Consider the following 24374-nt stretch of genomic DNA (forward strand, 5'->3'; position numbering starts at 1 on the left):
GGATACCTATGGAGAACATTCTGCATTTAATGGAGATTTTGATCCTAATTCTACGTTATCGAGTTATAATGGAATGGGAAGTTCAAGTGCTCATGGAATGTATTTCGCTCAGGACGCTGGTGGTGGACAGGAGGGCTCTGGAGGAGAAACTTACTATGGAAAAGAAGCCTATGATATATTACAGAGTTATTTAAACCCACAGTATACTCCTAATTTTGATCAGTTTGATTTTTCTAAGTATGGGACAGATAGTTCGCAGTTTGAAAATGTAAGTGATGAAGAGCCCGTCAACTTTTTTGGGAAGGATGATAAACCTGTTTTTCATAAAAAATTTAAAGAGATGCATGATTTTTTTAAAAATACCAAAGGAGATGGTATTTTTAGAGTATATGGACATGGAAATTTAAATATGTTATGGAATGAAGATGAAAGACTTTTTAGTGCAAAAGATTTTGACAAGGCTATGTCAGCAAAAAATAAAAACTGGGCAAATATTGATAAATATAAAAGCCCTATCCTAATTTTGTTTGCTTGTCTTTCTGCTTCTGATGTCGGAAATAATGGATCTATAGCAAAACAAATATCTAAAGCACATCCAAACCTTACAGTTATTGGATTTAGAGGATTTGTGGAATATGACTTAAGCGTAAAAGGTATTAAAAATGTTAATAGACAGCAAGGTTCAGGAGATGAAAATGGACTTATTGTTTTTTATAAAAATGGCCAGGCTCTTAGCGGATATTATTATAGAGAATTCCTAAAAAAATATAAAAATTTTAAATAATCAAATGAAAAATTTATTCATGCTTTTTGTTTTATTATCATTATTTCATTGTAATAAAACAACATCAAAAGAAAATGTACAACTTAAAAATGTATTAAATGATAATCAACCTAATGACTATATTCCTTATGTTGATAAAGATTTTGATTTTAATGATAAAAAATTAAAGGAAAATATACACAAAGCAATATATGAGGGCGATACCATAGCGTATAATAAGGCATGTAAGCAATATTCAAACAATGGAAGATATAAGGAGTTTTTATATTATGCAATCTTAATGGCAGAAAAGAATAATTTTAGCGATGCATATTGGGATATTTCTAATATTTTAAGTATTGAAGAAGATAGTCCATTATTTGATAAATATAAAAGTAAATATGGTAATTACTCAATATTAAAAGCATATGAACTAGGACAGAGAGGAGCAAAAGAATCGGTAAAATATATTTATTTAGAAAAAGGAAAAAAAATTCCAAAATCACCTTCAGTTTATTGTGAGTGAAAATAAAGATGGAAATGTTTTAATATTCCAAATATGCTGGTTTACTTTATGAATGAGATTAAACAATTAAAATCCAATAATTTTTTTAAACGGGTAATCTAAATGATTATCCGTTTTATTTGACAGTAAAATGTCAATATTTTTGTACCAAAAAAAAGACTATCTAGTAAATACGAGAATAAGCTTCTCGAAAACCAGCGAAGGCGTTCAGGTAAGAGATACCAACAATTACTATCCTTTTGGATTGAATCATATCGGGGGATCTAACGCTTCTAATTTCGGAAGCTTGTATTCTTACAAATACAACGGAAAAGAGCTTCAGGAAACAGGAATGTATGATTTTGGAGCGAGAATGTATATGCCTGACCTGGCAAGATGGGGTGTTGTAGATGCTTTGGCAGAACAGATGAGAAGATATTCTCCGTATAATTATGCGTTTAATAATCCGCTAAGATTTATAGATCCTGATGGAAATGCAGCTTATGATCCAAGATCTATTTATGGAGAGCATTCTGCATTTAATGGAGATTTTGATCCTAATTCTACCTTGTCGAGCTTTTCAGGAATGAGTAATTCATTGGCAAATTATTTTGCTCCAGATGCAGGTGGTGGGCAAGAAGGTTCCGGATCTTTATCTGGAGGAGCTTGGGAAAATCCTTCTTTCCAATTTCCAAAAAATAAGGAAGAATATTATAAGAAGAACTATCCTGCTTTTTATGATTTTGTGATGAATATTTTGCCTAATATAATAAATGATATTAATTTCATGAGTGTTTTGAGCGAAACAAGTGGGTTTTCAATTGAGGAGCTAACAAAAATGTTTTCCAGCCAAACAAATTATGGAATAATCTTCATAATGATGAAGGATATTCTAAGGCAGATTATCCCCATGCAAATAATAACTCCTATCCAATAAATTTGGTTAGAATAAACAGAGACGTTTTGGATTGGTTTGAAAAAGCAAATCATGATACTACTTCTGTAGATGGTCTTAAAAATATATTTTATATGAGTACATTAGTAGGGCATGAAATAAATCACTGGGGAGAGTCAGCAGGAACAAGAGTTAGGTTTGAAAAAACTAGTTTAGGTTCTCTTGGATATAATGATGCTGGAGACTATTTTGAAAATAAGTTATTAAAAGATACTTATTATAAAAGAGGAATTGGTGATCCAGGGAAATTTACTACAGCTTTTGATATATATATATGGAAAAAAACTTTAAATTATTACTAAATATTTTTAATTCAAAATAATGAAAAATTTATTATTAATGTTTATTCTTTTTATTCTATCGTTTATCTCTAATATAAATGCTCAAAATAAAGAATTTAACGATTACTATTTTAATGATTATATTGTACATTACTCATTAGGGAAATTTATTGGTAGTGATAAGGTTATAATTTATGATGAAAAAAAGCAACTAGGTAATGAAGATTTAATGTATATATCTTCAGATAGCTCAGTTAAAAAACTTCTTCAAATTGTACATATTATACCTAGTGTAGAAAATTATTTATTATTATCAGACTATATTATAAATGCTAATTTAGCTCTGATTTCATTTGCAACTTCTAATCGTAAAAAATATATAACTTATACTTTAAAACGGAAAAATCCACAAGATATTTGGAGTATTGTTAGTATTAGCAATGGTTCAATGAACTAGAAGAAAAAATAATATAAGTTAAGTTACATTTTTACAATAAATTAATAAAAAAGCGGATAATCTAAATGGTTATCCGTTTTGTTTTAATATTTGTAGCTACCTCTGCAGGATTTTACAGTTTTGTAGAAAACCGTTATATTTACCAGTATCAAGATCATTTTGGAAATACGAGAATAAGCTTCTCAAAAACCAGCGAAGGCGTTCAGGTAAGAGATACCAACAATTATTATCCTTTTGGATTGAATCATATCGGGGGATCTAATGCTTCTAATTTCGGAAGCTTGTATTCTTACAAATACAACGGAAAAGAGCTTCAGGAAACGGGAATGTATGATTTTGGAGCGAGAATGTATATGCCGGATCTGGGAAGATGGGGTGTGGTAGATGCCTTGGCAGAACAAATGAGAAGATATTCTCCATATAATTATGCATTTAATAATCCTATTAGCTATATTGATCCTGATGGAAATGCAGCGTATGATCCAAGATCTATTTATGGAGAGCATTCTGCCTTTAATGGAGATTTTGATCCTAATTCTACCTTGTCGAGTTATAATGGAATGGGAAGCTCTCATGGAATGTATTTCGCTCAGGATGCTGGTGGTGGGCAGGCTGGATCGGGATCTACAGGTTCTTTAAATGATCTTATAGATAAGATGTATGGATTAGGAGGTAATTGGGATACCACTTGGAGTAATACAGGAAACGGATTTACCAGCTCTGGAAATATTAGTTTAGGGTATAGTGGTAATTTTTTAAGTCTCAATACTGGCTTTTCTGAGGGTGGAATTGGAGATGCAATAATAGATATTCCAGGTGTAACTTTAACTAAAAAGGCAGGATGGGGTAATTTGTTACAGAATCATTTTAATTCTTATATGAATAAAATATGGAATGGGACTTTAGAAAGTAATGAAACTATTGATAGAATTAGAATTATTAATCATCCTTATTTTGGTGCAGGTTCGTTAGGTTTAGATCAAGCAGTTGCAAAAGCTGGTTCATATCTTACCACAGCTTTGGAAACAAAATCAACTGTGAATTTTACTATTTTAAATCGATTTGGAAAACCTACTTTTAAAACAAATGTAGCAGGTTCTATGCTTCAAACCTCTAAAGTTTCAAATCTTGCAAAGGGATTAAAAGTAGCAGGAAACGTGTTAGCAGTTACAGGTATAGCAGTAAGCGTATATCAAGTTACAACTGGACAAATTTCAAAAACTGAGTTTGGTGTTGACATGGCCTTTACTGCAATTGGCTTTGCAGGACCTGCAGGAGCTGCGATTTCACTAATCTATTTTGGAGGAAAGACTCTATATGAATATCAAACAGGTGATAAATTATTTGGAAATCCATAATTAAAAAATTATAATAAATGAAATTAATATTTAAAAAAGCTAATAAAGCTCCATTAATACTTATTTTGGGAATTTGTATGCTAAGTATCCCCTATTTATTTTTTACTAGAACAAAGATGATAGATAAAGGACAATATATATGGTTTATATATTTTGAATTATTATTTTTATTTACAATTTTTTTCTTGTGGTATAAAATTTATTATGAGATTATTTTTGCAAAAATAGAAAATGGAAAATTGTATTATAAAAGATTATTTTTCTTAGAAAAAACAATTAAAATAGAAGATATAAAGGGATTTAAAATAGGAAATGAAGATTATGAATTTTTTGTACTTTATAATAAAAATGAGAAACGATTATTTGTAATAAGAACAGATTTTTATTCAAATTTTGATGATTTTATCGATGAATTGCATGTAAAAAACTTAGGAATATATCATACAGTTTTTCAAAAATTAGTTGGGAAAATTTTCAAAAAAAAGTGGTAATATCCTAGATATGCAGGTTTTTATGAATGAGGTTATACAATTAAAAACATAATAAATTAATAAAAAAACGGGTAATCTAAATGGTTATCCGTTTTATTTTTAATTTTATTGTTACATCCGAAGAATTTTACAGTTTTATAGAAATTATTATATTAACTACTATTAAATCATTTAGGAAATACGAGAATAAGCTTCTCGAAAACCAGCGAAGGCGTTCAGGTAAGAGATACCAACAATTATTATCCTTTTGGGTTGAATCATATCGGGGGAGCTAATGCTTCTAATTTCGGAAGCTTGTATTCTTACAAATACAACGGAAAAGAGCTTCAGGAAACTGGTATGTATGATTATGGTGCAAGATTTTACATGCCGGATATTGGCAGATGGGGTGTTGTGGATCCGTTGGCGGAAGTGAATAGAGCGTGGTCGCCTTATCGTTATGCCTTTAATAATCCTTTGAGATTTATTGATCCCGATGGGAGATTGGAAGATTGGTACGAGAATAATGAAACTCATGATATTGAATGGTTTGAAGGAAGTGCAGACAAAGCTGGTTATACAAGAAAAGAGAATTCATTTACTGATAAAGGAATATATTATGCTCCTAATGGAAATAAATATGATGATTCACCTTCTGGAGGAGGTAATCCTGTAGAAAATGGTAAAACAGGAAATATTCAAGAAGTTGTCATGGATTCTCCAGGTCTTATTGCTCAAAAAAACCTTCAAGCGGCAAGAACTAGATTAGGAGCTGCAGAAGATGCATTTTGGGGGGCAAAACCAGATGCAATAAGTTATAGTCCTTCCATTTCTTATGGTATTCCAGGGACAAATTCTAATTTTAGTATAAGAGGGGGGATTATATTAAATTTAAGGGTGGTCTGGTAAGTTTAAATATAGTCCTGAATTTAATTAATATTAAATAACTATGATTAAAATGTATTTTTATTTATTTGCCTTGATGTTACTTATAATAGGTTGTGAGTTAGGACCTAATTGTGATTATAATAAAAAACTTAACAAGTCTATTGAATGTTTAGCTGTTGTAGTTTCAAAACCTGTTCATTCGAATGTATTTTTAAAAAATGGTTATAATCCTTATACAAAAAAAGAATGTAATTGTGAAGAAAATGATAGATGGATGAGAATTTACTATGACGAAATGGATATAGGGGATACAATAGTAAAAAAGAAAGGAGATTTATTTTTTCAAATACATAAGACAGATACTGTAATAACACATTTTTGGAAATGTGATCAAAAGGTATATAAATAGATTCCCGATCTCAGAGATTTATAACTTCCACTCTCGCGGATTTATAATCCGTGATAATAACAAAACAACCCATCGCTTTAACGATGGGTTGTTTTATACCTATTTGTTTTCCTTAAAACAAAATAATCTACTACTTCATAAAATACTCAAAATAAATACAGCTACCCATCAGCCCTTTTGCCGTTTCAGTATCCGAGTACTGATTCTTTAAAATGGCAAAATACGTTTTGTATTTTTCATGCTTGGTGGTGGTCATTTGTAGGTCGTGAGCGGCATTTTTCTCAGACCATTTAGGATCAGAATAATCAATATTGGCCGGATTTTTTGCCTCATACTGATAATACTTTCCTTGCTCGGCGCTGGCCATCTGGAATAAGATTCTTGCTTTTTCCTCTTTATTGTTTGACGTGTTAAGTGCCTTTTGATAATAATTAATCGACAAGTCAAAATTATCAGGCTCAATATACGTAGTGTCTAAAAAGTTTTTATAGTAATATTGGTACGGATTTTTTCGATCAGTTCGCCAGAAATCATACTTTCCACCGTTGCTGTTGTCGACATCCATCACGAAAACCTGTCTGAAATACCCTAAAACAGAAGTGTTATACAAAACATTTCCAATCAGCTGATTGGCTTTGGCCGACTTTTCATCCTTCCCGTTTCCGATTTGTTTAAGTTGAACAAGGGCATTTGCAAGTTCTAGTTTATTCATGTTGGGTTTGATGAAAGGGAAGAGGCTGTAATCTTCTGCTTTCATACTTTGGTCTTGCGGACTTTCAAAACTTTCCCAGGTATTGTGCCCGAAAATCAGATTTGAAATATTATGAAAACCGTCATAATTTTTGCCGTCATAAACCAGTTTTTCATAATTTCCGGTTAGTGGATTATAGCGCTCATAGTTTTCTCTTGGAATTCCGGCGAAGGTCTGCGCTTTTTCATAATACGATTTCGCTTTGGCAAAGTCGGCCGTTCTCATCGCTCTGTCACCATAGATCACACTGAAAAACGCATCCACATTCCCTACATTATCCATGTTTTTAGAAATAATCTGTTGCTCAAACTGGGTCTTATTCGATTTTCTGTAAAATTCTTCCACACTTTTAACCAAGCTGGAGTTCGGATTGTACTGAAGATACGACAGCTTATTATTCATCAGGTAAGATTTTCCATCTTCACCTTGTAAGAAATAACGGTTAGCCAAAACATCCTTTAAGAAATCTGCGGTTGACGGTGCAGTTCCATATTCATCATACTGATTCGTACTGTCTTTTTTTACCGATTTTTCCACAAAATATTCGGCATAATCTTTCATGAGATGATCTTCATATTTTGCATCAATTTTAGGCTGAGAAACAATATCATTTAGCACTTTCATTCTTTTAATTTCCTCAAGATATTCCGGATTGGTGGTTTTAATATCTTCTAAAATTTCAGTGCTCGCTTTATAGTCTTTTTTCAAAAACATCAGGTAAGCATCGGCGATCTGCCAATATTCATCCTTCGATTTTTCTTTTGTTTTAGAAGCAAATTTCTGCAAATCATCCAAAAAGTCTTTTTGCTGATCATTTTCAGACCCGTAATATGAATCGTTTTTAGAATATACCGGAATTCTGTTCGGGTTATCCAGCAATTCATCATCACTTTGATCAGCTTTATTTTCGGTTTCACTTTTCGATTTTGATCCTCCGAAAAGGTTTTTAAAGAATCTCACAATTTTCTGCCAAAAAGATAATTCTTCTTTTTTAGGTTCTGTATTTTCAGTATTTGTTGTATCTGAATTGTTTTGTGTGGAATTTTTAACGACAGTTCCATTTTCTGTTGAAGCATAATAGTAGGTCGGAAGATAACTTCTTTCAATTTCATTAATGCTCCTTGCCGCCATTACTTTCAGGATTTCCGAATCAGGGTTAATGTCATACATTTTTTCCATCAAAGGAATCGGATTGGTAAAATCCTGATAGCCTAAAAGGAAATACGCCATATTTTTTTCGTCGTTCGTATTCGCTCTTTTTAAAATATTATTAAATGAAGCGGTATCCGAAAGCTGCATCGAAACAAAGGCAGACTCCTTACGGCTTTTACTGTCTTTAAAAACCTGAAAGAAGTTCCAGTTGGCTTCGCTATTCATATCCATCCCGCGTTGTGAGCCGGCAAGCTGATCGAGTGCCATAATATAAGGTGCACCTTTCAGTTTGATGGGAGCGACATAGGTTTTAAAAGCCTGAGCCGCGGCATCGTAATTTCGGGTGTAATGATTAAAACGCACGAGCTGGAAACCGTAACGTTGTTTGATTTCCGGATTTTTGGCAGCGTTATAAAGTGACGTTAATGCAGCAATCGTTTTATTGTAATCAAGATTGGTAGCATTTACATCTTTCTGATTTTCGCGATAATAAAAAGAATCCGTACTTTCAATATAATTGATTTTCATATAAGGCTCAAGATATTTAGCCTCAATCAGATAATCAATTCCTTCTGTATATTTGGTGTAGAAACCCGTTCCCAGTTTTTTAAGCAGTTGGTTATTTGGATTTCCTTTTTTTAATTCATTTAAATCGTTCATGCTCATTTTATTCACCAAAAACAACGTTTCGGAGTAACTGAGCTGATTGTTAAAATATTTTCTCCACGCTTCAATATTCTCATCAGGAATTTGAGCCAGAAGCGAAGGGCTGTAATCGGTATAAAATCTTGTGGAATAGCTGTGTAAAAACGGCAGGTAAGATTTATCTTTTATAATGGTCTGCGTGAAAAGATTGAAATAATCATAATCAGGATCAGCCCATGCACAGGCATCAGATTTTGTGTAAAAAAGTGATAGTACGGCAAATGAAAGTAGGTACTTTTTCATATTAGCTGTGGTGTTTTTAATTTTTTAAATGAATGTAATTTACCCTCAATTAATTTTGAAACCTTTCCGTCAGTTCGAGTGTTTTTCGCAGCAAAGCGGAGAAAAATGTATCGAGAACCTTTCATAATTAATGATAATTTCTCAATACAGCTTTTCAAAACCTATTCGAAGCAATTATGATTTTAAAAAATCAATTGTATTATAAATTTAGTTTAAATTAAAATTTTGGTTGCTAACAAATTTACTATCTAATTGATAATAAATAATATTGTATTGTGGAATTTTTTTATCAAGGAAATGAATGACGTCCTGAAGCTGTTGATCGGAAATCTCTTCAATCTTAATTTTAAAGCCTTTATTCAGGAAATTACCGAAATAAAATCCGTCTTTCTGAATTTCAATTTCGTTCTCCGAGATTTTTCTGAAATTAAGATTATCCAGATCTTTTTGAGATAACGCATTAATTAATCGGTGTTTCCCCAGATGATTTGTCACAATTCCCCATGAATAAATGGGAAGTGCTACTTCAATTTTTTTAATTGGGTACTCTTCAAGTTTCGAAAGATAGCTTTTCAGAATATTAACATCCAGAATTGAATTTTTATCTGAATTTTCCAACGGCGAAGAAGTGGAATAGCACATCAGAAAAACTTTTGCAACAGGCGGAATTCCTGTTTGTGCCTTATCTTTTACCTGATGAAGCCGAAGCGTACAGGTAATTTCTTTTCCCGAAATTTTTTTTAATTCTTTTAAAAAAGTAAAATAATCATCTCGTGTTCCGGCTGTCCAATCACAATCAATCTGAATTTCATTATTTGTTTTTAAATGATATTCATCTGTTTTTTTCTGAATCAATTGATGAACTTTTTCCGCTAAAAATGGAATGTCGTCTTTTTTAATATAAAGAAAAGTACGGTTGGTAATAAAAACGGTGGGCGCGATTTGCTTATCGGTTTCAAAACTTTTATCTTTTGTAATAACCCCAACGGGTTGAAACTTTCCATCTACTTTATCAACATCAAAAAAACGCGTGTATAAAACGGGATCGCTGGCTTTTTGCAAAGCATCTTTTTCGGTTTTGTCTAAAGCCAGTTTCGTTTTCCAGTAATAAAATGTGTAGAGATGATTGTCTTTTTTTCCACACGAAATAAAAGATAAGAGGATTAGAAAAAGAAATGGTCTTATATACCTCATGGTTTAAAAAGTTCGCTTTCACAAGAACATTTTGTGTCAGGATCTGTGCTTTCTGCTACTGAGCAGCAGTCTGAAGTTTTTTGAATATTTCCGTTTTTATCGGTTAAATAAATTTTATCTTTTTCAAGCTTAAGATTAAAAGTTTCGTTGAACTTTTTAAAATGTACGGTCATTACTTTAGGATTATATTTTCCTACGTTAATGTCTTCTGCCGTTTCTGTTCCGTCTGCCTGATTCATCTGAACATATCCGAAATGTACATCTCCGTTTTTCTTGATGTCTACATAATACGCTGGAGTTCCGCTTCCGCTGAAGCCTTCTACAATATCATAAAATCTTTTCCCGACAAACGGTACTTTCGACTGTGCAAAAGATAAGAAGCCGATGCATAGAATCAATAAACAAAAAAGCTTTTTCATAATTAAAATTTTTTTCAAAAGTAAAAATATCCCAGCAAAAATTAAACCGTAAAATCACGGTGATTAATGAGTTTTTGCGATTTAATGAAAAATTTGAACTTAATTTTAATTTGGGAAGAATTGTTGTTTGTTGGTTAATCGCAAAGTCGCAAAGATGTTTTTAAATAATGAATGTTTTTAAAGCACAAAGATTTTATCGTTGATAAAATTGAATTCTGCCGATAAAAAGCAAAAACGTTTAAATTAATTTTGGATAAATATCATCCCTAATAATGAAGTTAACTTAATTTGTCTCAACTTCTTAACCCTATCTTAATGGTTTAAAATATTAGAATTATTTTACATTCTAAGGATTTTCATATGGAAAAAGTATTCATGTAATTTGTGTTTAAAAAAAGAACCATCCCAAAGTTGGAATGGCTCTTTCATATAGTTTTAAAATTTTAGTTTAAGCTTACATGTAATAAGGCAGCAAGACCAGCACCAATAACAGGTCCCAAAATAGGAATCCATGCATAGCTCCAGTCGCTGCTTCCTTTGATAGGTAAAATGGAGTGGATGATTCTCGGTCCCAAGTCACGGGCAGGATTGATGGCATAACCAGTGGTTCCGCCTAAAGACAATCCGATTGCCCAAACCAATAGAGTTACCGGCAATGCGCCAACGGTTCCCAAACCTATTTTGGCTTCGGAAGCATCGTTTACATAAATGCTGGCATCCACAAAATTGAAGATCACAAATACCAAAACGAAGGTTCCGATAATTTCACTGATTAAATTTGATAAAGGTTTTCTGATAGCCGGACCTGTGCTGAAACAAGCGAGTTTAGCACCTTCATCTTCAGTGATTTCAAAATGATCTTTATTAAAAAGCCATACAAGAAAAGCGCCTAACATTGCCCCGATCATTTCTCCGGCAATATACGTTGGAACGAGATCCCACGAAAATTTTCCTGCGAAGGCTAATCCTAAGGTTACTGCGGGATTCAAATGGGCACCGCTCACCGGGCCTGCAACGGTTACTCCGACAAAAACAGCTAATGCCCAAGCGGTCGTAATCACAATCCAGCCAGAATTATTTCCTTTCGTACCTTTTAAAACTACGTTGGCCACCACGCCGTTTCCTAATAAGATCATCAGCATGGTTCCGATAAGTTCTGCTATAAATGGAGTCATATCTTAGTTTTTATAAGGTGAAATTAATCTTCGATCCAGCTTTGAGAACGTTGCACGGCTTTATTCCATGTCGTTACCATTTTCTCCACTTTTTCCTGCTCGAGCTGCGGATGAAAATCTTTATCAACAATCCATTGCGATTGAATTTCATCAATGCTTTTCCAGTAACCAACCGCCAATCCGGCAAGATAAGCGGCACCTAAAGCGGTTGTTTCTAATGTTTTTGGTCTGGTAATTTTAAAACCAAATAAATCCGATTGAATCTGCATCAATAAATCACTCGCCGAAGCACCGCCATCTACTCTCAATTCCAAACTTTCTCTTCCAGAATCAGCTTCCATTGCTTTCACAATATCATATACCTGAAAAGCAATACCTTCTAAAGTAGCCCTTGCAATATGTCCGTTGGTTGTTCCGCGGGTAACGCCGACAATAGTTCCACGGGCATACTGATCCCAGTAAGGCGCACCCAATCCAGTTAAGGCAGGAACGAAATACACGCCGCCATTATCTTCGACAGTTTTAGCTAAAATATTGATCTCTTCTGCAGAATTGATAAGTTTCAACCCATCTCTCAACCACTGAATTGCCGCACCGCCTACGAAAACACTTCCTTCCAAGGCATAATTCACTTCATCATTAATTTTCCAAGCAACAGTTGTTAGCAGATTGTTTTTTGATAAAACGGCTTCAGTTCCGGTATTCATTAAAAGGAAACATCCTGTTCCGTAAGTGTTTTTTACCATTGCGGGTTTGGTACACATTTGCCCGAATAAAGCGGCCTGCTGATCTCCTGCAATTCCCGCAATAGGAATTTTGGTTGAAAATAGAGTAGTGGCAGTTTCACCATACACTTCGCTGCTTTGCTTTACGGCGGGCAATATATTTTTAGGAATATTAAATAATTTCAGAAGGTCTTCATCCCATTCTAAAGTATGAATATTTAAAAGCATCGTTCTGCTTGCATTCGAAACATCGGTGATGAACATTTTTCCACGGGTAAGTTTCCAGATCAGCCAGGTATCAACAGTTCCGAAACACAGTTTTCCAGCTTCGGCTTTTTCTCTTGCTCCTTCTACATTATCTAAAGTCCATTTCAGTTTTGTGGCAGAAAAATAAGCATCCAATACCAAACCTGTTTTTTCCTTGATGATTTCTGTATGTCCCTGTTCTTTTAATTCGTCACAATATTTAGACGTTCTTCTGTCTTGCCAAACGATTGCATTATATATAGGTTCGCCCGTTTCTCTGTCCCAAACGACAGTTGTTTCTCGTTGATTCGTAATTCCGATTGCGGCTACTTCCAAACCAGAAATTCCAGCTTTGGCGATAATTTCTGCGGCTACAGAAATTTGCGATGACCAGATTTCGTTCGGATCATGTTCTACCCAACCTGGCGTCGGGAAGATTTGTTCAAAACTCTTTTGGGAAATGTATTTAATTTCCCCTTTGTGATTAAATAGGATTGCTCTGGACGAAGTGGTTCCCTGATCTAAAGCAAGAATTAATTTTTCGCTCATGTTGTGTCTATTTATTAAGGTTGATTGTTTTTGGAGAATAAGGTGTCAGCAAATATCCTTTTGCCAATTCTATAAATTCATTAGTTTGTTCGTTGATCCATTCTTGGGAATGCCCATTTTCTCTTGCGATAATTGTAGCGATTTTTTCGGCACTATCGATGGCAGCTCTCGCGTCTAAAAATAATAATCTTACGCGTCTTGTCAAAATATCTTCAACGGTTTCTGCCATTTCATTTCGTACTGCCCAAACCGATTCTGCTATTGTGAAAGGATGTTCTGGATGTATTTTTTCGGCAAATTCAGAATTGCTTTGCTGTAATTTTTTAATTTTAGGAATATCTGAACCGTATACATATAAATGATTAGTTCTGTCTACAGTTTCAGGTTTCACATTTCCATGGATTGAAAGGTTCTCGGTTTTTGAAGTGGTAATTCCTAGTTTGTGAACTTTCATCGCTTCATCAACGGTATCTTCGGCCATTTTTCTGTAGGTTGTCCATTTTCCGCCAATGATGGAAATCAATCCGGTTTCAGAAGTAATCACTTTATGACTTCGGGAAACTTCTTTGGTGCTTTTTGCGCCATCTTTGGGAGCGGCTAGCGGTCGAAGCCCTGCGAAAACTGATTTTACATCTTCACGTGTTGGTTTTTTAGCTAAATATTGTCTTGCAGTGGTTAAAACAAATTTAATTTCATCTTCCAATGCTCTCGGTTCAAAACTTTCGTTTTCCAAAAGCGTGTCTGTGGTTCCAACTAAAGCTCTGTCATGCCACGGAACGACAAATAGAACTCTTCCGTCGGATGTTTTAGGGATCATGATCGCGTCATCACTTTTTAAAAAAGATTTATCTAAAACCAAATGAATTCCCTGACTTGGAACAACAAGTTTTCCATGTTTTGGGTTATTCATATTTAATATGTCGTTGGTGAAAATTCCGGTCGCGTTGATAACTACTTTCGCTTTAAGTTCAAATTGTTGTTTCGAGAATTGATCTTCAGCAATTACACCTAAGATTTTTCCGGAATCATTTTTAATTAAATTAATGACCTTGATATAATTAACTGCAGTTCCGCCTTTTTCAATAATTGTTTGAGTTAAATTAATGGCTAATCGGGCATCATCAAATTGTCCGTCCTGATAAACAACACCGCTCGCCAGATCTTTTTGTTCAATAGTCGGAAGTTTTTCAACTGTTTTTGCTTTGCTGATGTATTTTGTTTTACCTAAGCTTAATTTTCCTGCAAGAAAATCATATATCGAAAGTCCTATTTTATAGTAGATTCCGCCCCACCAAGTATAATTCGGAATAATAAAAGACTGATTTTTTACCACATGAGCTGCGTTCTTAGCCAACAAGCCTCTTTCTTTCAAAGCTTCTTTAACTAAACCAATATCGCCCTGCGCCAAATATCTTACACCGCCGTGTACGAGCTTTGTACTTCGGCTGGAAGTGGCTTTAGCAAAATCATGAGATTCGAGTAATAACGTTTTAAATCCTCTGCTGGTTGCATCCAATGCCGAACCTAAGCCACTTGCTCCGCCACCAATGACAATAAAGTCCCATTCTTTTACGGTGGTGAGTTTGCTGAGTTCTTCGTTTCGTTTCATAATATTTCGTTATGTTTCGTTTTCAAATGTAAAAATTAAAAATGAAACTAAAAAGAAATTAAATAAAATTTTTAATATAAAAAAAAATAGTAATTTTGGTGAAATTAATTTCGCATGGAAAAATTATTGACAAGACATAATGATATTTTAAAGGAGATCGAAGAGAAAGATCATGTTCTTGTTCAGGATTTGTGTGAAAAATTCAATGTTTCTTCGGTTACAATCCGAAAAGACCTGAATTATCTTGAAAGTTTGGGTTTGCTTTTCCGAAATCACGGTGGTGCGAGTAAGCATGTTCGTTATGCGTACGAAAAAAATGTGGATGAAAAGGAAAGCATAAATGTAGAAGCCAAGCAACGGATTGCAAAAGCGGCTTTGTCTTTAATTCAGGAAAACGACTGTATTATTCTGGCCTCTGGAACAACGATGCATTATCTGGCAAGAATGCTGGTAAACTTTGGGCCGTTGACGGTGCTTACTTCTTCTTTACGTGTTGCGATTGAGCTTTGCAATAATCCTAACATTAATATTATACAGTTAGGAGGAGAGGTGAGGAAAAGCTCAACTTCTATTGTAGGTTCTATTTCTGAAGGTATTCTGAAACAGTTTTCTTGTAATAAATTATTTCTTGGTGTAGACGGAATCGATATGGATTTTGGGATCAGTACGTCGAATGCAGCAGAGGCTCATTTAAATCAATTGATGATTGAATGTTCTGACAAAGTTGTTATTCTTGCCGATTCTTCCAAACTCAATAAAAAAGGCTTCGGAAAAATTGCTTCTTTAGATAAAATAGATTACTTGATTACGGATCAGGATATTTTAGAAGAAGACAAAAATAATCTGGAGGAAATTGGAGTGAGTGTAATTATTAAGTAAAAATCAACTCATTTTTAAATTATCTGTAATTCCAAAATATTTTACCTGAAATTTCGCCCGAATTTTTCCAAAATTATCTAAATGATTAAAAATCAAAATATTTTGCTTGAAATATTTGTCAGTTAGAAAATTATTCATACATTTGCACACTCATTTTAGGGGCGTAGTATGCCTATATCAAAAGTAGAAATTGCTTCAGACTTCCGAAAAATGACGATAAATAAAGGATAAATTTTATTATAACATAAACAATGTCAGGTATTATTGGTAAAAAAATCGGTATGACGTCTTTGTTTGACGAAGCAGGGAAAAATATTCCTTGTACAGTTATTCAAGCAGGTCCATGTGCGATTTTACAGGTCAGAACCTTAGAGGTTGACGGTTATTCTGCCGTTCAATTGGGTTTCGATGACAAGAGTGAGAAGAACGTTGGTAAAGCGTTAGCTGGTCATTTCAAAAAGGCTGGTTCTGCTCCTAAAGCTAAATTAGTTGAATTCCACGACGGATTCACAGATGCTAAAGTAGGAGAGGAAGTGAAAGTTGATCTATTCATCGAAGGTGAATATGTAGATGTAACTGGTACTTCTAAAGGTAAAGGTTTCCAAGGTGTTGTTAAAAGACACGGATTTGGAGGTGTAATGCAGGCAACTCATGGTCAGCACAACAGACTTAGAGCTCCAGGTTCTATCGGTGCTGGATCTGACCCTTCAAGAGTATTCAAAGGGATGAGAATGGCTGGAAGAATGGGAGGTGAGCAGGTAACTGTACAAAACCTTCAAGTATTAAAAGTGGATCAAGAACAAAATCTTTTAGTAGTAAAAGGTGCTGTTCCGGGAGCTAAAAATTCTTATGTAATTATCAGAAAATGGAACTAGTAGTATTAAATACATCAGGAAAAGAGACCGGAAGAAAAGTAACTCTAGACGAAACAGTATTCGGAATTGAGCCAAATCAGCACGCGGTTTACTTAGAAGTTAAACAGTACCTTGCTGCACAAAGACAAGGAACTCATAAATCAAAAGAAAGAAGCGAAATTACTGCTTCTACTAAAAAACTTAAGAAGCAAAAAGGATCTGGATCTGCTAGATATGGTGATATTAAATCTCCAACTTTCAGAGGTGGAGGTAGAGTATTTGGACCAAAACCAAGGGACTACAGGTTCAAATTGAACAAAGCTCTTAAGAGATTAGCTAAAAAATCTGTTTTATCTCAGAAATTGAGAGATAACAGCATTAAAGTATTAGAGGCTTTCAATTTCGAAACTCCTAAAACTAAAGAGTTTATCAACATTAATAACGCTTTAGGATTCGAAGGTAAAAAATCTCTTTACATCTTAGATGAAGCAAACAAAAATGTTTATTTGTCTTCAAGAAACCTACCTAAGACTAAAGTTCTTGCTTACAACGAAATTAGCTCTTATGACCTAATCAACGCAGGTGAGATCGTATTCTTAGAAGGTGCTATCGAGAAATTCCAAGAAAATTTAAAGAAATAAGTCATGTCTATTATTATTAAACCAGTTATCTCAGAAAAGGCTAATTACCTTACAGATTTAAGAGGTTCTTATTCTTTCTTAGTTGATACTAAGGCGAATAAAATCCAGATTAAAAAAGCTGTTGAAGCAGCTTACGGTGTAAAAGTAGCAGACGTTAACACAATGATTTATGCTCCGAAGGTTTCTTCAAAGTACACTAAAAAAGGTCTTCAAGTAGGAAAGACAAACAAATTGAAAAAAGCGGTAATTAAACTTGCTGAAGGTGAGGTTATCGATATTTTTGCTGTAAATTAATTATTAATTATAAATAATAGTAATGTCTGTTAGAAAATTAAAACCTATCACCCCGGGACAGAGATTCAGAATTGTAAACAATTTTGAGGAAATTACTACCAACAAACCAGAGAAATCTCTAACAGTTGGTATTAAAAAGTCAGGTGGACGTAACCAAACAGGTAAAATGACCATGCGTTACACCGGAGGTGGACACAAAAAGAAATACAGAATTATTGACTTCAAAAGAAACAAAGCAAACGTTGAAGCAACTGTAAAATCTGTAGAATACGATCCAAACAGAACTGCATTTATCGCGTTACTAGAGTACGCGGATGGAGAGAAGAGATATATCATCGCTCCAAACGGTATCAAAGTAGATCAGAAAGTAATTTCTGGTGAAAGCGTAGAACCAAATGTAGGGAACGCAATGAAGTTGAAAAACATTCCGTTAGGTACTGTAATTTCTTGTGTTGAAATGAAGCCTGGTCAAGGTGCAATTTTAGCAAGAAGTGCTGGTTCTTCAGCTCAATTAACTTCAAGAGACGGAAAATATGCAATTATTAAATTGCCTTCAGGAGAATCTAGAATGATCCTTACTGAATGTTATGCAATGATTGGATCAGTTTCTAACTCTGACCACCAGTTAACTGTATCAGGTAAGGCTGGTAGAAGCAGATGGTTAGGTAGAAGACCAAGAACAAGAGCGGTAGTAATGAACCCAGTAGATCACCCAATGGGAGGTGGTGAAGGACGTTCTTCAGGAGGTCACCCAAGATCTAGAAACGGTAAGCCGTCTAAAGGTTACAAAACTAGAAAGAAAAACAAAGTGTCTAACCGTTACATCGTATCTAAAAGAAAATAATTATGGCAAGATCACTTAAAAAAGGACCGTTCATTCATCATACTTTAGATAAGAAGGTTCAGGCAAATATAGAGTCTGGTAAGAAGACAGTTATCAAAACTTGGTCTAGAGCATCTATGATCTCTCCGGACTTCGTAGGACAAACTATTGCTGTACACAACGGGAAATCTTTTATCCCTGTTTATGTTACAGAAAACATGGTTGGTCACAAGTTAGGCGAATTTTCTCCAACAAGATCTTTCAGAGGTCATGGTGGTAACAAAAACAAAGGAAGCAGATAATCATGGGATCTAGAAAACAAGATAGTTCAATCGCAAGAAAAGAAGCTAACAAAGACGTTGTTAAAGCTTCATTAAATAACTGCCCATCATCTCCGAGAAAAATGAGATTAGTTGCTGATATCATTAGAGGAGAGCAGGTAGATAAAGCTCTTTATATCCTAAAATATTCTAAAAAAGAAGCATCTAACAAGTTAGAGAAATTACTTCTTTCTGCTATGGCAAACTGGCAGACTAAAAACGAAGGGGCGGATATCGAAGAAGCAAACCTTATCGTTAAAGAAATCTTCGTGGATAGCGCAAGACAATTGAAGAGACTAAGACCAGCTCCGCAAGGTAGAGGGTATAGAATCAGAAAAAGATCTAACCACGTTACATTAATCTTAGGTAATAAAGAAAACTAAATCAAGGTATGGGACAGAAGACAAATCCAATTGGTAACAGATTAGGTATCATCAGAGGATGGGATTCTAACTGGTTTGGTGGAAACGATTATGGAGACAGAATCGCTGAAGACTACAAAATCAGAAGATACCTTGAGGCTAGATTATCTAAAGGTGGGATTTCAAGAATTTATATTGAAAGAACATTAAAATTAGTAACAGTTACAATTACTACTGCTAGACCGGGACTTATCATCGGTAAAGGAGGTCAGGAAGTTGATAAACTGAAAGAAGAGTTGAAAAAATTGACTAAAAAGGATATTCAAATCAACATCTTCGAAATCAAAAGACCTGAGCTTGATGCAGTATTAGTTGCTGATAGCATTGCTAAACAAATCGAAAACAGAATCTCTTACAGAAGAGCTGTGAAGATGGCGATGGCAGGTACAATGAGAATGGGTGCAGAAGGTATCAAAGTTCAAATCTCTGGGAGATTGAACGGTGCTGAAATGGCAAGATCAGAATCTTTCAAAGACGGGAGAATTCCATTGTCTACTTTCAGAGCAGATATCGATTACCACATCGGTGAAGCACTTACTCAGTACGGAAAATTAGGTGTAAAAGTTTGGATCATGAAAGGTGAAGTTTACGGTAAAAGAGAACTTTCTCCACTAGTGGGACAACAGAAAAAAGGAGGTCAGTCAGACAGAGGAAACAGAGGAGGAGACAGAGACAACAGAAGACCTAGAAAAAACAACAACAATAACAATAATAATTAAAATTTTAGATTAGAAATTTTGAATTTTAAATTACCGTTACTTTTTTAAAATAAAAAAAATCTAAAATCTAAAATCTAAAATCTAAAATTTAGAAATTATGTTACAACCAAAAAGAACCAAATTCCGTAGAGTTCATAAGATGAAAATGAAGGGGAATGCCCAAAGAGGTAGTCAACTTGCTTATGGAACTTTCGGGATTAAGGCGACAGAAGGTGCTTGGATCACTGCAAGACAAATTGAAGCTGCTCGTATCGCTGCGACAAGATATATGAAGAGAGAAGGTCAACTATGGATCAAAATCTTCCCAGATAAGCCAATTACTAAAAAACCTGCGGAAGTACGTATGGGTAAAGGTAAAGGTGCTGTGGAATATTGGGTAGCTGTAGTAAAGCCAGGTAAAATTATGTTCGAAATCGGTGGTGTACCTTACGATATCGCTAAGGAAGCATTAAGACTTGCGGCACAAAAATTACCAGTAGTTACTAAATTCATCGTTGCTAACGATTTCGTTAAACCTCTTTAATCTTTGAATACAATGAAAAAAGCTGATATTAAAAATTTAAGCGCGGGTGATATTCAAGCTCAATTAACTGAAGCAAAAGCTCAATATTCTAAATTGAAATTGGCTCATGCAATCAGCCCAATTGAAAACCCGATCCAAATCAGAGATTTGAGAAAAACAATCGCTAGACTAAATACTGAGTTAACTAACAAACAATAATTTCATTTTACAATGGATAGAAATTTAAGAAAAGAAAGAATCGGAGTGGTTTCCAGTAATAAAATGGAAAAAACTATTGTTGTTAGCGAAACTACAAGAGTAAAGCACCCGATGTACGGTAAATTCGTTTTGAAAACGAAAAAATATACTGCACATGACGAGAACAACGAGTGCAACGAAGGAGATACAGTTTTAATTTCTGAAACTAGACCTTTGAGCAAGAGCAAGAGATGGAGATTAGTAAGAATCATTGAAAAAGCTAAGTAATAATGTTACAAACAGAATCAAGATTAAAAGTTGCTGATAACACAGGTGCTAAAGAAGTACTAGTTATTAGAGTTCTGGGAGGAACCAGAAGAAGATATGCTTCAGTTGGTGATAAAATCGTTGTTACTATCAAGGATTCTACACCATCAGGAAACGCTAAAAAAGGTCAGGTATCTAAAGCTGTAGTAGTAAGAACTAAAAAAGCAGTTAGAAGAAAAGATGGTTCATACATCAAATTCGAAGACAATGCTTGTGTATTACTAAACGCAGCGGGAGAAATGAGAGGAACACGTGTTTTCGGACCAGTTGCTCGTGAGTTGAGAGACAAAGAATATATGAAAATCATTTCATTAGCTCCTGAAGTACTTTAATATTTAAAATTTTAAAAAAAATGTCAAAGTTAAAAATAAAAAGAGGAGATAACGTAATCGTAACTACAGGTAAGAAAGGTCTTAAAGGTAGTACTGGTGAAGTTATTGAAGTGATCAAAAAAGAAGGAAGAGACCCTAGAGTTATCGTTGCAGGACTTAACATCGTTAAAAAACACGTTAAGCCTTCAGCTTCTAACCCTCAAGGAGGAATCACTGAGAAGGAAGCTTCTATTCATATCTCAAACGTAGCTTTAGTTGGTAAAGACGGAAAAGCTATCAAAGTAGGTTACAAAATCGAAGGAGATAAGAAAGTAAGAATCAACAAAAAAACGGGTGAAACTTTATAATTTTAAATAACACATGGAATATATAGCAAGACCCAAAAAAGCATATAAAGAAACGATTGTTCCTGCAATGATGGAAGAATTCGGATACAAATCAGTAATGCAGGTACCAAAGCTTGAGAAAATCATTTTATCTCAAGGTTTAGGAGATGCTACTGCTGATAAAAAAATCATCGATTATGCTGTAGAAGAACTTACAAACATCACTGGCCAAAAGGCTGTGGGTACTATCTCTAAGAAAGACGAAGCTGCTTTCAAATTGAGAAAAGGTATGCCTGTAGGTGCTAGAGTTACTTTAAGAGCTGATAAAATGTATGAGTTCTTAGACAGACTTACTGCTTCTGCTTTACCACGTATTAGAGATTTTTCTGGTATTAAGGCTGATGGTTTCGATGGTAGAGGTAATTATAACTTAGGTATTACTGAGCAAATTATCTTCCCTGAGATCGTGATTGACAAAGTGAAAAAAATCCAAGGGATGGACATCACTTTCGTTACAACTGCGAAAACAGATAAAGAAGCTAAAGCATTATTAACTCACTTCGGTTTACCATTTAAAAAGAACTAAGAAATGGCTAAAGAATCAATGAAAGCGCGTGAGCGCAAAAGAGAAGCACTAGTTGCTAAATACGCTGACAAAAGAAAAGCTTTAAAAGAAGCTGGTGATTATGAAGGTCTTCAGAAATTACCTAAAAATGCTTCTCCTGTAAGATTACACAACAGATGTAAACTAACAGGTAGACCAAGAGGATACATGAGAACGTTTGGTATTTCCAGAGTAACTTTCAGAGAAATGGCAAACAACGGTCTTATCCCGGGTGTTAAAAAAGCGAGTTGGTAATTTAATTACTAATTAAAAAATTCGGGACAATTAAGTTGTTCAGAAACTAAAGATAAAAAATATCAGACCGAAGATTTCTGAAGTCTGATATTTTATTCTTCAAGTCTTTACAAAACTGATTGTTCTTTAACCAATAATTTATAAAATAAAAATGGTAACAGATCCAATTTCAGATTTCCTAACTAGAGTAAGGAACGCACAAAGCGCAGGCCACAAAGTGGTGGAAATTCCTGCATCGAAAATCAAAAAGGAGATTACTAAGATCTTATTTGATCAAGGGTATATCTTAAACTACAAGTTTGAAGATAGCGCTGTTCAAGGTACGATCAAAATCGCTTTGAAGTACGATAAGCAAACTAACAAACCGGCTATCAAGTCTATCCAAAGAGCTTCTAGACCAGGTTTGAGACAGTACAAAGGTTCAGCTGAGCTTCCAAGAGTACTAAACGGTTTGGGTATTTCTATCATCTCTACTTCTAAAGGAGTAATGACTGACAAGAAAGCTAGAGAAGAAAAAGTAGGTGGTGAAGTAATCTGCTATGTTTATTAATTTTTAATCAAAGGAAAATGTCAAGAATTGGTAAAGCAATTATAACAGTTCCAGCAGGAGTTACAATCACTGAAAACAACGGTGTGGTAACTGTAAAAGGTCCTAAAGGAGAACTTTCTCAGGAGCTTACAGCAGGAATTACTATTGAACAAAAAGATGGAGAACTGAACGTAAACAGACCATCTGATGCTAAACAACACAAAGCGCTTCACGGTTTATACAGAGCGTTGATCAACAACATGATTGTTGGTGTATCTCAAGGTTTCGAAAAGAAACTAGAATTAGTAGGGGTAGGATACAGAGCTTCTCACGCAGGTCAAAAACTTGAGTTGGCTTTAGGATTCTCTCACGGTATTGTACTAGAGCTTCCAGGTGAAGTAAAAGTAGATACATTGACTGAAAAAGGTAAAAACCCAATTATTACTTTAACGTCTCACGATAACCAACTTCTAGGGATGGTAGCTGCAAAGATCAGATCTTTCAGAAAGCCTGAACCATACAAAGGAAAAGGTGTAAGATTCGTAGGAGAAATTGTTAGACGTAAAGCTGGTAAATCTGCTTAATAAATTATAAGTATTATGGCATTAAGTAAAGTAGAAAAAAGAATAAGAATCAAAAGAAGAGTAAGAGGAAAAATCTCTGGATCTTCTGAATTGCCAAGATTATCTGTATACAAAAGTAATAAGGAAATTTACGCTCAGTTAATCGACGATATCAGTGGAAAAACTTTAGCTTCTGCTTCTTCTAGAGAGAAAGGAGTAGACGCAAATGGAACTAAAACTGAAGTTTCTGCTGCTGTAGGTAAAGCTATTGCTGCTAAAGCTATCGCTGCAGGAATCGAAACTATTGTTTTTGATAGAAACGGATTCGTATATCACGGAAGAGTTAAGGCTCTAGCTGATGGTGCGAGAGAAGGAGGACTTAAATTCTAATCATTTAAATTTCGGAAAATATGTTAGGACTAGATAATATAGAAAGAGTAAAACCGGGAGGATTAGAACTTAAAGATCGTCTCGTAGCTGTTAACAGAGTAACAAAAGTAACAAAAGGGGGTAGAGCTTTCGGATTTTCTGCTATTGTTGTAGTAGGTAACGAAGAAGGTATCATCGGTTTCGGATTAGGAAAATCTAAAGAGGTTGCTTCTGCAATTGCTAAAGCAGTTGAAGACGCTAAGAAAAACCTTGTGAAAGTTCCTGTAATGAACCACACTATTCCTCACCAAACTACTGCTAGATACGGTGGTGCAGATATCTTCTTGAGACCTGCTTCTCACGGTACAGGGCTTATCGCCGGTGGTGCGGTAAGAGCGGTATTGGAGTCTGCTGGTATTCACGATATCCTTTCAAAATCTAAAGGATCTTCTAACCCTCACAACGTGGTGAAAGCTACTTTCAAAGCGTTATTAGACATCAGAAGACCTGAAGAAATTGCTAGAATGAGAGGAGTTTCACTAAGTAAAGTGTTTAACGGTTAA

The 24374-nt window shown here is 34.5% G+C and carries 34 protein-coding genes; 28 read left to right on the forward strand and 6 right to left on the reverse strand.

Features of this window, described 5'->3' with window-relative positions:
• The 9 genes from ABEG63_RS13800 to ABEG63_RS13840 all read left to right on the forward strand — a co-directional run.
• The coding region (locus tag ABEG63_RS13800) for a hypothetical protein (protein ID WP_346585570.1) at positions 1–784 on the forward strand (784 nt) is incomplete at its 5' end.
• A 4-nt stretch (positions 785–788) separates the two neighbouring features.
• Entirely contained in the window at positions 789–1289 is a 501-nt protein-coding gene (locus tag ABEG63_RS13805) for a hypothetical protein (RefSeq protein ID WP_346585572.1), read from the forward strand.
• 130 nt (positions 1290–1419) lie between these two features.
• On the forward strand, positions 1420–2205 hold the full coding sequence (locus ABEG63_RS13810) for an RHS repeat-associated core domain-containing protein (RefSeq protein WP_346585573.1): 786 nt from the start codon (positions 1420–1422) through the stop codon (positions 2203–2205).
• 26 nt (positions 2206–2231) lie between these two features.
• Positions 2232–2525 carry a hypothetical protein gene (locus tag ABEG63_RS13815; protein WP_346585575.1) on the forward strand — a complete coding sequence of 98 codons (294 nt, stop codon included), beginning with the start codon at positions 2232–2234 and terminating at the stop codon, positions 2523–2525.
• Positions 2526–2544: 19 nt separating this feature from the next.
• Positions 2545–2961: a hypothetical protein gene (locus tag ABEG63_RS13820; protein ID WP_346585577.1), complete on the forward strand. Its 417-nt coding sequence runs from the start codon at positions 2545–2547 to the stop codon at positions 2959–2961.
• A 65-nt stretch (positions 2962–3026) separates the two neighbouring features.
• On the forward strand, positions 3027–4319 hold the full coding sequence (locus tag ABEG63_RS13825) for an RHS repeat-associated core domain-containing protein (RefSeq protein ID WP_346585578.1): 1293 nt from the start codon (positions 3027–3029) through the stop codon (positions 4317–4319).
• A 17-nt stretch (positions 4320–4336) separates the two neighbouring features.
• Positions 4337–4810 (forward strand): hypothetical protein, encoded by a 474-nt coding sequence (locus tag ABEG63_RS13830; RefSeq protein WP_346585580.1) that lies wholly within the window; start codon positions 4337–4339, stop codon positions 4808–4810.
• A 252-nt stretch (positions 4811–5062) separates the two neighbouring features.
• Positions 5063–5698 (forward strand): RHS repeat-associated core domain-containing protein, encoded by a 636-nt coding sequence (locus tag ABEG63_RS13835; RefSeq protein ID WP_346585581.1) that lies wholly within the window; start codon positions 5063–5065, stop codon positions 5696–5698.
• 40 nt (positions 5699–5738) lie between these two features.
• A complete protein-coding gene (locus ABEG63_RS13840) occupies positions 5739–6086 on the forward strand; it encodes a hypothetical protein (protein WP_346585583.1) in 348 nt (115 codons plus the stop codon).
• A gap of 130 nt (positions 6087–6216) precedes the next feature.
• On the opposite strand, the gene ABEG63_RS13845 is transcribed toward ABEG63_RS13840, so the two are convergent.
• The 6 genes from ABEG63_RS13845 to ABEG63_RS13870 all read right to left on the reverse strand — a co-directional run bounded on the left by ABEG63_RS13845 (position 6217) and on the right by ABEG63_RS13870 (position 14854).
• Positions 6217–8937 carry a hypothetical protein gene (locus tag ABEG63_RS13845; protein ID WP_346585585.1) on the reverse strand — a complete coding sequence of 907 codons (2721 nt, stop codon included), beginning with the start codon at positions 8935–8937 and terminating at the stop codon, positions 6217–6219.
• Between the two features lie 207 nt (positions 8938–9144).
• Entirely contained in the window at positions 9145–10131 is a 987-nt protein-coding gene (locus ABEG63_RS13850) for a hypothetical protein (protein WP_346585587.1), read from the reverse strand.
• On the reverse strand, positions 10128–10550 hold the full coding sequence (locus tag ABEG63_RS13855; RefSeq protein ID WP_346585589.1) for a hypothetical protein: 423 nt from the start codon (positions 10548–10550) through the stop codon (positions 10128–10130). The genes ABEG63_RS13850 and ABEG63_RS13855 overlap by 4 nt, the downstream gene beginning before the upstream one ends.
• 443 nt (positions 10551–10993) lie before the next feature.
• On the reverse strand, positions 10994–11725 hold the full coding sequence (locus ABEG63_RS13860; protein ID WP_312399976.1) for an MIP/aquaporin family protein: 732 nt from the start codon (positions 11723–11725) through the stop codon (positions 10994–10996).
• A 23-nt stretch (positions 11726–11748) separates the two neighbouring features.
• On the reverse strand, positions 11749–13245 hold the full coding sequence (gene glpK / locus ABEG63_RS13865) for a glycerol kinase GlpK (RefSeq protein ID WP_346585591.1): 1497 nt from the start codon (positions 13243–13245) through the stop codon (positions 11749–11751).
• A gap of 7 nt (positions 13246–13252) precedes the next feature.
• The gene (locus tag ABEG63_RS13870) at positions 13253–14854 is read right to left on the reverse strand and encodes a glycerol-3-phosphate dehydrogenase/oxidase (RefSeq protein ID WP_346585593.1); all 1602 of its coding nucleotides are present in this window, start codon (positions 14852–14854) and stop codon (positions 13253–13255) included.
• A 114-nt stretch (positions 14855–14968) separates the two neighbouring features.
• Here ABEG63_RS13870 and ABEG63_RS13875 point away from each other — a divergent pair, with 114 nt between their 5' ends.
• From ABEG63_RS13875 to rpsE, 19 genes are all read left to right on the forward strand, one after another.
• Positions 14969–15733: a DeoR/GlpR family DNA-binding transcription regulator gene (locus ABEG63_RS13875; protein WP_267405750.1), complete on the forward strand. Its 765-nt coding sequence runs from the start codon at positions 14969–14971 to the stop codon at positions 15731–15733.
• Positions 15734–15984: 251 nt separating this feature from the next.
• Positions 15985–16608, forward strand: a complete 624-nt coding sequence (gene rplC, locus ABEG63_RS13880; protein ID WP_267405751.1) for a 50S ribosomal protein L3 — start codon at positions 15985–15987, stop codon at positions 16606–16608.
• Positions 16599–17228 (forward strand): 50S ribosomal protein L4, encoded by a 630-nt coding sequence (gene rplD, locus ABEG63_RS13885; protein ID WP_172284542.1) that lies wholly within the window; start codon positions 16599–16601, stop codon positions 17226–17228. The genes rplC and rplD overlap by 10 nt, the downstream gene beginning before the upstream one ends.
• A gap of 3 nt (positions 17229–17231) precedes the next feature.
• On the forward strand, positions 17232–17522 hold the full coding sequence (rplW, locus tag ABEG63_RS13890) for a 50S ribosomal protein L23 (protein WP_042720941.1): 291 nt from the start codon (positions 17232–17234) through the stop codon (positions 17520–17522).
• Between the two features lie 22 nt (positions 17523–17544).
• Positions 17545–18366 carry a 50S ribosomal protein L2 gene (gene rplB, locus ABEG63_RS13895; protein ID WP_103246794.1) on the forward strand — a complete coding sequence of 274 codons (822 nt, stop codon included), beginning with the start codon at positions 17545–17547 and terminating at the stop codon, positions 18364–18366.
• 2 nt (positions 18367–18368) lie between these two features.
• The gene (rpsS, locus tag ABEG63_RS13900) at positions 18369–18647 is read left to right on the forward strand and encodes a 30S ribosomal protein S19 (RefSeq protein ID WP_002983209.1); all 279 of its coding nucleotides are present in this window, start codon (positions 18369–18371) and stop codon (positions 18645–18647) included.
• A gap of 2 nt (positions 18648–18649) precedes the next feature.
• On the forward strand, positions 18650–19048 hold the full coding sequence (rplV, locus tag ABEG63_RS13905; protein ID WP_007839512.1) for a 50S ribosomal protein L22: 399 nt from the start codon (positions 18650–18652) through the stop codon (positions 19046–19048).
• Positions 19049–19056: 8 nt separating this feature from the next.
• Entirely contained in the window at positions 19057–19806 is a 750-nt protein-coding gene (gene rpsC / locus ABEG63_RS13910) for a 30S ribosomal protein S3 (RefSeq protein ID WP_267405757.1), read from the forward strand.
• A 97-nt stretch (positions 19807–19903) separates the two neighbouring features.
• A complete protein-coding gene (rplP, locus tag ABEG63_RS13915) occupies positions 19904–20329 on the forward strand; it encodes a 50S ribosomal protein L16 (RefSeq protein ID WP_029297776.1) in 426 nt (141 codons plus the stop codon).
• A gap of 12 nt (positions 20330–20341) precedes the next feature.
• The gene (gene rpmC, locus ABEG63_RS13920) at positions 20342–20527 is read left to right on the forward strand and encodes a 50S ribosomal protein L29 (protein WP_027381309.1); all 186 of its coding nucleotides are present in this window, start codon (positions 20342–20344) and stop codon (positions 20525–20527) included.
• 12 nt (positions 20528–20539) lie between these two features.
• Positions 20540–20794, forward strand: a complete 255-nt coding sequence (gene rpsQ / locus ABEG63_RS13925) for a 30S ribosomal protein S17 (RefSeq protein WP_034678021.1) — start codon at positions 20540–20542, stop codon at positions 20792–20794.
• A 2-nt stretch (positions 20795–20796) separates the two neighbouring features.
• Positions 20797–21165, forward strand: coding sequence for a 50S ribosomal protein L14 (gene rplN / locus ABEG63_RS13930; RefSeq protein ID WP_007839504.1), 369 nt, complete (start codon positions 20797–20799; stop codon positions 21163–21165).
• A gap of 20 nt (positions 21166–21185) precedes the next feature.
• On the forward strand, positions 21186–21512 hold the full coding sequence (gene rplX, locus ABEG63_RS13935) for a 50S ribosomal protein L24 (RefSeq protein WP_072953568.1): 327 nt from the start codon (positions 21186–21188) through the stop codon (positions 21510–21512).
• A gap of 13 nt (positions 21513–21525) precedes the next feature.
• Entirely contained in the window at positions 21526–22077 is a 552-nt protein-coding gene (gene rplE / locus ABEG63_RS13940) for a 50S ribosomal protein L5 (protein ID WP_267405768.1), read from the forward strand.
• 3 nt (positions 22078–22080) lie between these two features.
• Positions 22081–22350, forward strand: a complete 270-nt coding sequence (gene rpsN, locus ABEG63_RS13945; protein ID WP_027387207.1) for a 30S ribosomal protein S14 — start codon at positions 22081–22083, stop codon at positions 22348–22350.
• A 151-nt stretch (positions 22351–22501) separates the two neighbouring features.
• Positions 22502–22900 (forward strand): 30S ribosomal protein S8, encoded by a 399-nt coding sequence (rpsH, locus tag ABEG63_RS13950; RefSeq protein ID WP_039364085.1) that lies wholly within the window; start codon positions 22502–22504, stop codon positions 22898–22900.
• A gap of 17 nt (positions 22901–22917) precedes the next feature.
• On the forward strand, positions 22918–23463 hold the full coding sequence (rplF, locus tag ABEG63_RS13955) for a 50S ribosomal protein L6 (protein WP_346585598.1): 546 nt from the start codon (positions 22918–22920) through the stop codon (positions 23461–23463).
• A 15-nt stretch (positions 23464–23478) separates the two neighbouring features.
• Positions 23479–23832, forward strand: a complete 354-nt coding sequence (gene rplR / locus ABEG63_RS13960; protein ID WP_267405776.1) for a 50S ribosomal protein L18 — start codon at positions 23479–23481, stop codon at positions 23830–23832.
• A gap of 20 nt (positions 23833–23852) precedes the next feature.
• Positions 23853–24374 carry a 30S ribosomal protein S5 gene (gene rpsE, locus ABEG63_RS13965; protein WP_045491132.1) on the forward strand — a complete coding sequence of 174 codons (522 nt, stop codon included), beginning with the start codon at positions 23853–23855 and terminating at the stop codon, positions 24372–24374.

This window comes from Chryseobacterium sp. C39-AII1, from assembly GCF_039672645.1.
Taxonomy (GTDB): Bacteria; Bacteroidota; Bacteroidia; order Flavobacteriales; family Weeksellaceae; genus Chryseobacterium.